Origin of the sequence: Sphaerotilus sp. (assembly GCF_041083715.1) — a bacterium.
Classification (GTDB): domain Bacteria; phylum Pseudomonadota; class Gammaproteobacteria; order Burkholderiales; family Burkholderiaceae_C; genus Sphaerotilus.
Genome location: NZ_JBFPGY010000194.1, coordinates 1 through 9,234 on the forward strand (window position 1 = coordinate 1; position 9,234 = coordinate 9,234).

11 protein-coding genes are annotated in these 9,234 nt (G+C 70.3%); 8 read left to right on the plus strand and 3 right to left on the minus strand.

Annotation, left to right across the window (positions count from 1 at the left end; genetic code table 11):
- The first annotated feature begins 125 nt into the window (after window positions 1-125).
- From holB to AB3X43_RS08605, 3 genes are all read left to right on the plus strand, one after another.
- Complete coding sequence (gene holB, locus AB3X43_RS08595) at window positions 126-1,148, plus strand: DNA polymerase III subunit delta' (RefSeq protein WP_369429429.1); 1,023 nt, start codon at window positions 126-128, stop codon at window positions 1,146-1,148.
- An 85-nt stretch (window positions 1,149-1,233) separates the two neighbouring features.
- A complete protein-coding gene (locus tag AB3X43_RS08600; RefSeq protein ID WP_369429439.1) occupies window positions 1,234-1,623 on the plus strand; it encodes a PilZ domain-containing protein in 390 nt (129 codons plus the stop codon).
- Between the two features lie 20 nt (window positions 1,624-1,643).
- Window positions 1,644-2,420: a TatD family hydrolase gene (locus AB3X43_RS08605; RefSeq protein WP_369429430.1), complete on the plus strand. Its 777-nt coding sequence runs from the start codon at window positions 1,644-1,646 to the stop codon at window positions 2,418-2,420.
- Window positions 2,421-2,441: 21 nt separating this feature from the next.
- On the opposite strand, the gene AB3X43_RS08610 is transcribed toward AB3X43_RS08605, so the two are convergent.
- The 3 genes from AB3X43_RS08610 to AB3X43_RS08620 form a co-directional block, all read right to left on the minus strand.
- Window positions 2,442-3,428: a DUF6976 family protein gene (locus AB3X43_RS08610; protein ID WP_369429431.1), complete on the minus strand. Its 987-nt coding sequence runs from the start codon at window positions 3,426-3,428 to the stop codon at window positions 2,442-2,444.
- Between the two features lie 17 nt (window positions 3,429-3,445).
- The gene (locus AB3X43_RS08615; RefSeq protein ID WP_369429432.1) at window positions 3,446-3,667 is read right to left on the minus strand and encodes a hypothetical protein; all 222 of its coding nucleotides are present in this window, start codon (window positions 3,665-3,667) and stop codon (window positions 3,446-3,448) included.
- Window positions 3,668-3,777: 110 nt separating this feature from the next.
- Window positions 3,778-4,620 carry a DNA-binding protein gene (locus AB3X43_RS08620; protein WP_369429433.1) on the minus strand — a complete coding sequence of 281 codons (843 nt, stop codon included), beginning with the start codon at window positions 4,618-4,620 and terminating at the stop codon, window positions 3,778-3,780.
- 144 nt (window positions 4,621-4,764) lie between these two features.
- Between AB3X43_RS08620 and AB3X43_RS08625 the strand changes: the two genes are divergently transcribed.
- From AB3X43_RS08625 to AB3X43_RS08645, 5 genes are all read left to right on the plus strand, one after another.
- A complete protein-coding gene (locus tag AB3X43_RS08625; RefSeq protein WP_369429434.1) occupies window positions 4,765-5,919 on the plus strand; it encodes a tyrosine-type recombinase/integrase in 1,155 nt (384 codons plus the stop codon).
- Window positions 5,920-6,003: 84 nt separating this feature from the next.
- Window positions 6,004-7,017: a D-2-hydroxyacid dehydrogenase family protein gene (locus AB3X43_RS08630; protein WP_369429435.1), complete on the plus strand. Its 1,014-nt coding sequence runs from the start codon at window positions 6,004-6,006 to the stop codon at window positions 7,015-7,017.
- 1 nt (window position 7,018) lies between these two features.
- Window positions 7,019-8,230, plus strand: coding sequence for an MFS transporter (locus AB3X43_RS08635; RefSeq protein ID WP_369429436.1), 1,212 nt, complete (start codon window positions 7,019-7,021; stop codon window positions 8,228-8,230).
- On the plus strand, window positions 8,223-8,804 hold the full coding sequence (locus AB3X43_RS08640; RefSeq protein ID WP_369429437.1) for a chromate transporter: 582 nt from the start codon (window positions 8,223-8,225) through the stop codon (window positions 8,802-8,804). Before AB3X43_RS08635 ends, AB3X43_RS08640 begins: the two co-directional genes overlap by 8 nt.
- Window positions 8,801-9,234, plus strand: a 434-nt coding sequence (locus AB3X43_RS08645; protein ID WP_369429438.1) for a chromate transporter, incomplete at its 3' end; no start/stop codon positions are given. The genes AB3X43_RS08640 and AB3X43_RS08645, both read left to right, overlap by 4 nt.

Below are 9,234 nucleotides of genomic sequence, written 5' to 3' on the forward strand. Positions count from 1 at the left end.
AGACAGGGCTACGGGCAGCGTTTCGCGGCCGACGGCCCGCACGGGACGCGCGTGGCGCGGCTGGACGCGGAGCAGCCGCCGCAGGCGGTGGCCGCGCAGATCGACGCCGTGCTGCAGGCGCGCGGATGGTGAGCGCGGCGCTGCCCTGGCTGGACGCCCCGCTGGCGCGCACGCTGCGCAGTGCGCGGGCGCACCATGCGCTGCTGGTGCACGGTCCGGCCGGGGTCGGACAGCTGGGCTTCGCGCTGGAGCTGGCGCGGGCCTGGCTGTGTGAACACCCGGCGGCACAGCGTGGCGCACCCGGCTGCGGGCAGTGCCCGAGCTGCCACCTGGTCGACGAGCGCAGCCACCCGGACCTGCGCCTGATCGTGCCGGAAGCGCAGCGCGCCGAGGCCGGTCTGCCCGAGGACGGTGCCGCGGCCGAGGAGGGCAGCGGCGCCGGCAGCGGCAAGAAGACCCGCAAGCCCAGCCGCGCGATCCTGATCGACCAGATCCGCGCCGCGCTGGACTTCAGCGCGCTCACGGCCGCGCGCGGAGCGCACAAGGTGGTGATCGTCTGCCCGGCGGAGGCGCTCAACCCGATCGCTGCCAACGCACTGCTCAAGACGCTGGAGGAGCCGCCTGGGGCGATGCGCTTCGTGCTGGCCAGCGGCGACGCACAGGCGTTGCTGCCCACCATCCGCAGCCGCTGCCAGCCGGTGGCACTGGCAGCGCCCGCGCGCGACGAGGCACTGGCCTGGCTGCGCGGACAGGGCGTGGCCGAACCGGAGCCACTGCTCGACGCCTGCGGCGGCCAGCCCCTGCGGGCGCTGGAGCTGCAGCGTGCAGGGCTGGACGCGGCGGTCTGGCGCCAGTTCCCGCAGTGGATCGCACGCGGAGACAGCGCGGCGGTGGCGGGCTGGCCGCTGCCGGTGCTGCTGGACGCGCTGCACAAGCTCTGCCACGACCATGCGCTGGCGACGCTGGGCGCGCCGGGGCGCTACTTCCCCGGCTCCAGCCTGGCCCCGGGTGCAGACTTGGCCCGCCTGACCAAAACCGCAGCCTGGCTGCGCGCGCAGACCCACCACGCCGACCATCCCTGGAGCGCCGCCCTGGCCACCGAAGCCCTGGTGCAAGGCACCCGTGCGCGGCTCCTGCCCGGCCCATGACCCCCGGGCCACCCACTCCCGACCGACCACGCCCTCTGTCATGAGCGAATCCATTCCTCCCTCCCGCACCGGCCACTCCGGTGCCATGCCGCTGCAAGGCGCAGCCGCACCGGCCCAGCCAAGCGCCACTGGCACGCCACGGCCCAGCGTCATCCAGCTCGTCTTCAAGGAAAAGGGCGCGCTCTACGCCGCCTACATCCCGCTGTTCTCCGAAGGCGGACTGTTCGTGCCCACCAGCCGCGAGTACCGGCTCGGCGACGACATCTACCTGCTGCTGACCCTGCCCGACGATCCGCAGCGCTACCCCGTGCCTGGGCGCGTGGCCTGGATCACGCCGCCGAACGCCTCGGGCGGGCGCACGCAGGGGGTGGGGGTGCGGTTTCCGGTGGACGAGAAGACACGGGTGCTGCGCGTGCGCATCGAGGAGCTGCTGGGCACGTCCATCCAGTCGGCCAAGCCGACGCAGACCATCTGACCCCGCGCGTCAGCTTGCCCATGTACATCGACACCCACTGCCACCTCACGTTCCCCGAACTGCAGGCCCGCTGGCCCGAGATCCAGCGCGACATGGCCGCTGCGCAGGTCACACGCGCCATCGCCATCTGCACCACGATCGAGGAGTTCGACACCGTCCACGCGCTGGCCGCGGCACATCCGCAGCTGTGGTGCACCGTGGGCGTCCACCCCGACAACGAGGATGTGCACGAGCCGGACGTGGCCGAGCTGGTTGCGCTGGGCCGGCGCGACAAGGTGGTTGCGGTGGGCGAATGCGGGCTGGACTACTACCGGCTGGGCACGCGCACCGTGGCCGACATGGCCTGGCAGCGCGAGCGGCTGCGGGTGCATGTGCGCGCCGCGCGGGTGCTGGGCAAGCCGCTGGTGATCCACACCCGCAGCAGCTCGGCGGACACGCTGGACGTGCTGCGGGAGGAGGGCGCGGACGCGGTAGGCGGTGTTTTCCACTGCTTCACCGAGACGGCGGAGGTGGCGCGTGGCGCGCTGGCGATGGGCTTCCACATCTCGTTCTCGGGCATCCTGACCTTCAAGAACGCGGTGGAGCTGCGCGAGGTGGCGCGCGAGGTGCCGCTGGAGCGTTGCCTGATCGAGACCGACAGTCCCTACCTGGCGCCCGCACCGCACCGCGGCAAGCTGAACACGCCGGCCCTGGTGCCGCTGGTGGCAGCGGAGCTGGCGCGCATCAAGGGGCTGGACGTGGAGGAGGTCGCCCGCGTGACGGGCGACAACGCGACGCGGCTGTTCCGGCTGGGCTGAACGGCGCCACGCCGGGCCGCCTCACTGCAGCCGGACCACCACCATGGTCTGGTTGAGCAGCTGGTAGGCGATCTCGCCGAAGGTGACCGGCCCCTCGACGCCGCCGATCGCCTTGCCCTCCAGCTCCCCGAACAGGAAGTTCAGGATGCAGTTGCAGGAAAAGGCCGCGCCGCTGGCATCGTAGTCGGCGAGTCGCGCCCGGAAGGCGGCAGCGTAGTCCGGCACCGGGCGTGCCAGCCGGTAGTCCACACCCGGGAACACCGGTGCGTACAGCGACACCCGCCCGCCAGGGCCGTCCAGCGCCTGCACCGACACGTTCACGTGCGCGCCGGCGAAATCGCCGACCAGCGGCAGCCTTCCGTCGGCGGCACCGACGGACTCCAGGTAGTCCAGCAGCCGCATGCGGCGCCCGCCCACCGTGCACTCGCCGACCTCGAAACCGGTTTCGTCGAAATGCAGTACCTCGCCGTCACCGGGCTCGAAGATGTTGACGATCTCGATGCTGGCAAGCCGGTCGTCGGCGATGCGGACATGGGCCACGACGGCGCCGTCCTCGTGCGCCTGGCCGGTCTGGCCGTCGAACACCAGCGGCTTGGCGTGGCCCAGGTCGCGCAGGTGGATGCCCGAGACCCAGCCGACGGTCGGCTTGACGAAGGCGTCGGTGTAGTCGGCCGCGTCGTGGGCGAAGTGGCGCAGGGCCTGGCTGCCGGCAGGGATGATGGTCAGCGAGAAGCCGTTGTCGGGGGCTTCGGCGGTGATGCGGGCCAGCTCGTCCGGGCTGTAACAGGCGAAACGCACCTCGATGCCTGCCTTGGACAGATCGGTGGCAAACAGGCGATCGTCCTCGACGACGGCGCCGCCGCCGGCGACCATGAAATACGGGATCGTGCCGCCGATCCAGCGGCCTGGAGGCAGCTGGCGCAGCGCGGCGGCCGGGCCGGCCAGGCTCAGGGGCACGCCGCGGCGGATCAACTCGGTGGCGGCGGCGACGGAAATCAGCTCGTTCATGGCAGTGGTCCTCGGACTCAAAGGGAGGGGATCTGGGCGAGCTCTGCCGCGAGGACACGCTCCCATTTGGCGAAGAACTGGTGGATCTCGGCGGCCTTGGCTGCGGCCGGTGCGGGACTGCGTTCCATGCGCTTGGCCATCAGCTGGGTGCCCAGGTGCTGGGTCTGCAGACGGCCGAGGCTGCCATTGGCCAGCCTCAGCCAGCAGGGGTGGGACAGTGGTGGGGTGGGAGTCGCCATGCAGGGATCCTCGTCTCGTTGGTCGGGGGCGTTGGCTGGCCAGGATGCCAGCCCCTGGTGCATCGGCAGCTTTCCGGAGAACCTGAGGATGTGGTGGCGAAATGATCCGCTCACCGTCGCCCTGGCCGGCGCTCGCGCAGTCTGACGCGCAGCCGCTCGGCCTCCAGGCGATCGAGTCGCTCCTGCAGCGCGAGCGCGCGCGCCTCGACGCGGCTGCCGGCCTGGAGCTGGACGAGGAGCTGGGCCTGGGCGCGGGCGCGCTCGTCGGCGATGGCCTGGTCGAACTGGGTGCGCTGGTCGCGCAGGGTCTGCTCGGCGCGTGCACGGGCCTGGCGCTCGCGGTCCATGTCGGCGGCGGCACGGCGCTCGGCATGGGTGACGCGCTGGGCTGCGTCGGCGAGGTCGGCGGCGTGCTGCTGCTGGGCGTGGGCCAGGCGCTCGGCGCTGGCCTGGGCATGCAGGTCGAGGGCGCTCAGGCGTTCGGCGTGGGTGGCGTGCTCGGTGGCCAGGGTCAGGCGCAGGGCGTCGAGCTGGTCGGCCAGGGTCTGCGCGCGGGCGTGCTCGGCGTGGCGGGCGGTGCGCTCGTTGGCAAGTTCGGCGCAGGCGGCGTCGCGCTGGACGCGGGCGTCGGCGGCCTGGGCCTCGGCCTGCAGTGCACGGGTCTCGGCCTGGCCGCGGGCCAGCGCCTGGGCGGTGTCCCACAACTGTGCGGCCAGGGCCTGCACGGGTTCGGGCGTGTCCGGGGCCGGCGCGCGAAAGGCCTGCGGGTCGGCGATGCGTGCACCCAGGCGCGAGAACCAGGTATCGAGGTGCGGGCTGACGGTGTTGGGAGAGCCTCGGCCGATGTGCTGGCGCACGCGCTCGATGGTGGGGCGCTGGCCGTCGAGCAGCAGCGCGTCGGCGGCACGCCAGACGTCCTGGTCGGTGATGCCGCGGGGGGTGGATCCAGCCATGCAAGCGCCCTCTTTCGATTGGATGATTTACTAACGATAATTGAAGCTTATCGATAGTAATGGCCATAAACTGTAAGATATCATACGTCATACACTTTATTTAATACGAATGTTGCCAGACGCATCACCCCCACAGGATTCCCCATGAGCGCTGCGTTCTCTTCCGACCTGGTCGTGCTCACTCCGGACGGCCGCACGCCGCTGCTCGTCGTCGATGAGCTGCCCGAGAGCAGCCAGGCCGCCGTGCGCTCGCTGCTCGATCAGGGCGAGTCGCCCAACACGGTGCGCAGCTACCGCTCGGGGCTGCGCTACTGGGCGGCGTGGTTCAGCGTGCGCTATGGGCTGCGGCTGGCGTTGCCGCTGCCGGTGACGGTGGTGCTGCAGTTCATCGTGGACCACGCCGAGCGGCTGGACGAGGCCGGCCGCCTGGTGCACGGACTGCCGGCCGCGGTGGACGCGGCGCTGGTGGCCGCCGGCCACAAGGCCGCACCTGGCGCGCCGGCACTGGCGACGCTCGTGCACCGGATCAGCGTGGTGTCGAAGCTGCACCAGTTGCAGGGGCTGGAGAATCCGTGCGAGGACGGCCGGGTGCGCGAGCTGATGGCGCGCATGCGCCGGGGCTACGCGCGCCGGGGTGCGCAGCAGGTCAACGCCAAACCTGCCCTGACGCGCGAGCCGCTGGAGGTGCTGCTGGCCACGTGCGACGACTCGCTGGCGGGACGGCGTGACCGGGCGATGCTGCTGTTCGCGTTTGCGAGCGGCGGGCGCCGGCGCTCGGAGGTGACGGCCGCGACGCTGGACAACACCCGTCCGCAGGCCGGCGGCTGGGTCTACCAGATGGGTGTGTCCAAGTCCAACCAGGCCGGGCGCGCCCGCGGCGACAGCCACAAGCCCATCGTCGGCCGTGCGGCCGAGGCGCTGCAGGCCTGGCTCGACGCCTGGGCGCTGGCGGCGCTGGCGGCCGGCCAGCCGCCGCCCAGCGGTGCGATCTTCCGGCGCATCGGCAAATCCGGCGTGCCGGGTGCCGCGCTCTCCGCGCAGTCGGTGCGCTTGATCGTGCAGGCCCGCGCGGCGCAGGCCGGGCTCGATCCCGCCTTCTCCGCCCACTCCCTGCGCTCGGGCTTCGTCACCGAGGCCGCGGCGCAGAACATCCCCATGGCCGAGACCATGGCCCTCACCGGCCACCGCTCGCCAGCCAGCGTGCTGGGGTACTTCCGCAAGGGGGAAGTTCTCCACATGCGCGGGGCGTCGTTGCTGGATGACGGGGTGGTGGACAAGAACGACAAAAAGAAGCGTTGAGGCCACGCCCTGCGCAAGTCCGGTGGCGTCCATCGGCGGCGACACCAAAGAAAGGCACAATGTCGGGCTCCACGCGACCACTACATGAACATCATCATCCTCGACGACTATCAGGACGCCGTGCGCAAGCTGCGGTGTGCCGAACGTCTGGAACTACAGAACGTCAAGGTCTTCACCAACACGGTCAAGGGCATCGGCCAATTGTCCGTGCGGCTGAAGGACGCGGAAATCCTCGTCCTGATCCGGGAGCGCACCCATTTTCCCCGCGCACTGCTTGAAAAGCTGCCGCGTCTGAAGCTGATCGCCCAGACGGGGCGTGTTGGCTCGCACATCGATGTGGAGACCTGCACGCGCCTGGGAATCGCCGTCGCGGAGGGTGTCAGCTCGCCACTGGCGCCGGCCGAACTGACGTGGTCGCTGATCATGACGGCCATGCGCAGGTTGCCGCAGTACATCGGCAACCTCAAGCACGGTGCCTGGCAGCACTCGGGCCTCAAGGCCGGCTCCATGCCCCCGAACTTCGGGCTTGGCATGCTGCTGAACGGCAAGACGCTCGGCATCTGGGGCTACGGCCGCATCGGCAAGCTGGTGGCGGGCTATGGCCGCGCCTTCGGCATGAAGGTGCAGATCTGGGGCAGCGAACGCTCGCGGCTGCAGGCGGTTGCCGATGGCTTCGAGGCTGCCGAGAGCCGCGAAGCCTTCTTCAGCGATGCCGATGTGCTGAGCCTGCACCTGCGCCTCAGCGAGGACAACCGGGGTCTGATCACGATGGACGATCTGGCACGGATGAAGCCGACCTCGCTGTTCGTGAACACGGCGCGGGCCGAACTCGTCGGCGACACGCTGCTGGTGACGGCGCTCAACCGCGGTCGCCCCGGCATGGCGGCGGTGGATGTGTTCGAAAGCGAGCCGATCCTGCAAGGGCATCCGCTGATGCGCCTCGAGAACGCCGTCTGCACGCCACACATCGGCTATGTGGAACTCGACACCTACGAGAACTACTTCCAGGCGGCCTTCGACAATGTGGCGGCCTATCTGGCCGGTGCACCGACGAACATCGTCAACCCGGACGCGTTCAAGCTCCACCCTGGACTCTGACATGCACATGGCGGCGCCCTCGCCTCTGGTCGCCGCGGGCAGCGTGGACGGACTGGCCCTGGTGACCAGCCGGCGTGCACTCCTGTTCGGCAACTTCACCATCGGCTGCGGTGTGATGGTGGTGCCTGGCTCGCTCAACGATCTGGTGCGGTCGCTGGAGATTTCGGTCGCGCTTGGCGGTCAGCTGATCAGCGCGGGCGCCATCGGCATGTGTCTGGGCGCCCCACTGCTGGCCGCATTGCTGGCGGGCTGGGACCGGCGACGCCTTCTCGCGCTGACCCTGCTCTGGTACGGGCTGGGCCACCTGCTCTGCGCCCTCGCCCCGACCTACGCGGCGCTGCTGCCGCTGCGGGCACTGGCCGTGCTGGGTGCGGCCGTCTTCACGCCGCAGGCCGGCGCAGCGATGGGCTTCATGGCGCCGCCCGAACAGCGCGGGCGTTCCATCACCACCATCTTCCTTGGCTGGTCGCTGGCCTCTGTGCTGGGCATGCCGCTGCATGCCTACATCGGCGAAGCCTTCGGTTGGCGCTGGGCGTTCGGGCTCGTGGCGGTACTCGCTGTGATCGGCGCGGTGTGGGTCTGGCGTGCGATGCCGTCGGGGGTCAAGCCACCGGTGCTGTCGCTGCGGGCGTGGTCCGAGGTGTTCACACACCCCGTGCTGATGGCGGTGATCGTGGTCACGGCGTTGAGCGGTGCGGGGCAGTTCACGCTGTTCGCCTACATCGCGCCCTACTACCGCCAGGTGCTGAGCGCGACGCCGCTGGAGGTGAGCCTGCTGTTCATGTGGTTCGGCGCCTGGGGCCTGGCGGGCAATGTGGTGCTCAGCCGCCACGTGGACCGCATTGGTGCGGCGCGTGCGGTCGGGCTGTACCTGTCCGGGATCGCACTGAGCCTGCTGATCCTGCCGGTCGCGACGCGGCCGTGGATGATGGCGCTGGCCATGATCCCCTGGGGCTTTGGTACCTTTGCCTCGAACTCTGCGCAGCAAGCGCGTCTGGGGCATGCCGCACCACTGCTCGCACCGGCACTGCTGGCGCTCAACACGTCGGCGATCTACCTCGGGCAGGCGATCGGCGCGATGTCCGGCGGTGCGCTCATCCATGGAACCGGATTCGGTTCTCTGCACTGGGCCGGTCTGGGCTGGACGCTGCTCGCCCTGGCTGTGAGTCGATGGGCGGCTCGTCGCATGCAGCAGGATCCGGTGCATGTCTGACGCTGCCGCTCTGCGCCGCCCCGATACCCCGCTGCAGATGTTCTGGGTCTTCAGCAAATTGGCCCTGCAAGGCTTTGGTGGCGTGATCGCCATTGCACAGCGCGAACTGGTCGATCGGCAGCGCTGGCTGACCGCCGCCGAATTCCTGGAGTTGCTGGCGGTCAGCCAGGTCCTGCCGGGGCCGAACGTGGTCAACCTGTCGCTGATGCTGGGCGATCGCTACTTCGGCTGGCGCGGCGTGGTGGCCTCCGTGGGCGGCATGCTGCTGCTGCCGATGCTGGTCGTGCTGGCGGCTGCGGCGCTGTACGGGCATTGGTCCGGCCTGCCGCAGGTGTCGGGCGCGCTGCGCGGCATGGGTGCGGTGGCGGCCGGCATGATCATCGCGACGGGCCTCAAGGCCATCCGCGGTCTGCGCAAGAACCCACTCGGCTTGAAGGTCAGCCTGTGCTACGCGGCACTGACGGTGGTGCTGATCGGCGCGCTGCGGTTCCCGATGGCGGCGGTGGTCAGCGGACTGGGCACCGTGACGATGTGCCATGTGGCATGGCGCATCCGGCGAGGGTCCTCGACATGAACGCGCTGACCGCCACCGATCTGCTGCAGATGTTCCTGCACTTCGCGCTGATGTCGCTGCTGTCGGTTGGCGGCGCCATCACGACTGCGCCGGACATCCACCGCTACCTCGTCCAGGAACACCACTGGCTGACCGACACCCAGTTCACCGACTCGGTCGCCCTTGCCCAGGCTGCGCCGGGACCGAACCTGCTGTTCATCGCTGTGCTGGGCTGGAACGTGGCCGGGATGCCGGGCGTCGTGGCCGCGATGACCGGCATTCTGCTGCCCAGCTCGACCATCGCCTGGGCCGTGACCCGCTGGGGTCAGCGTCGACCGGACCATCCGGCGGTGCGCGTGTTCACGAGCGGGCTGACGCCCTTGACGGTCGGCTTGCTGCTGTCGACCGGGTGGGTGCTGTCGCAGCCGGTGCTGGGCCACGGCCGACCGGG

What these genes read in the sequence shown, in the direction of transcription:
- holB (WP_369429429.1), top strand. Translation starts at nt 126, where the DNA reads ATGGTGAGCGCGGCGCTGCCCTGGCTGGACGCCCCGCTGGCGCGCACG.
- AB3X43_RS08600 (WP_369429439.1), top strand. Translation starts at nt 1,234, where the DNA reads ATGCCGCTGCAAGGCGCAGCCGCACCGGCCCAGCCAAGCGCCACTGGC.
- AB3X43_RS08605 (WP_369429430.1), top strand. Translation starts at nt 1,644, where the DNA reads ATGTACATCGACACCCACTGCCACCTCACGTTCCCCGAACTGCAGGCC.
- AB3X43_RS08610 (WP_369429431.1), bottom strand. Translation starts at nt 3,428, where the DNA reads ATGAACGAGCTGATTTCCGTCGCCGCCGCCACCGAGTTGATCCGCCGC.
- AB3X43_RS08615 (WP_369429432.1), bottom strand. Translation starts at nt 3,667, where the DNA reads ATGGCGACTCCCACCCCACCACTGTCCCACCCCTGCTGGCTGAGGCTG.
- AB3X43_RS08620 (WP_369429433.1), bottom strand. Translation starts at nt 4,620, where the DNA reads ATGGCTGGATCCACCCCCCGCGGCATCACCGACCAGGACGTCTGGCGT.
- AB3X43_RS08625 (WP_369429434.1), top strand. Translation starts at nt 4,765, where the DNA reads ATGAGCGCTGCGTTCTCTTCCGACCTGGTCGTGCTCACTCCGGACGGC.
- AB3X43_RS08630 (WP_369429435.1), top strand. Translation starts at nt 6,004, where the DNA reads ATGAACATCATCATCCTCGACGACTATCAGGACGCCGTGCGCAAGCTG.
- AB3X43_RS08635 (WP_369429436.1), top strand. Translation starts at nt 7,019, where the DNA reads ATGCACATGGCGGCGCCCTCGCCTCTGGTCGCCGCGGGCAGCGTGGAC.
- AB3X43_RS08640 (WP_369429437.1), top strand. Translation starts at nt 8,223, where the DNA reads ATGTCTGACGCTGCCGCTCTGCGCCGCCCCGATACCCCGCTGCAGATG.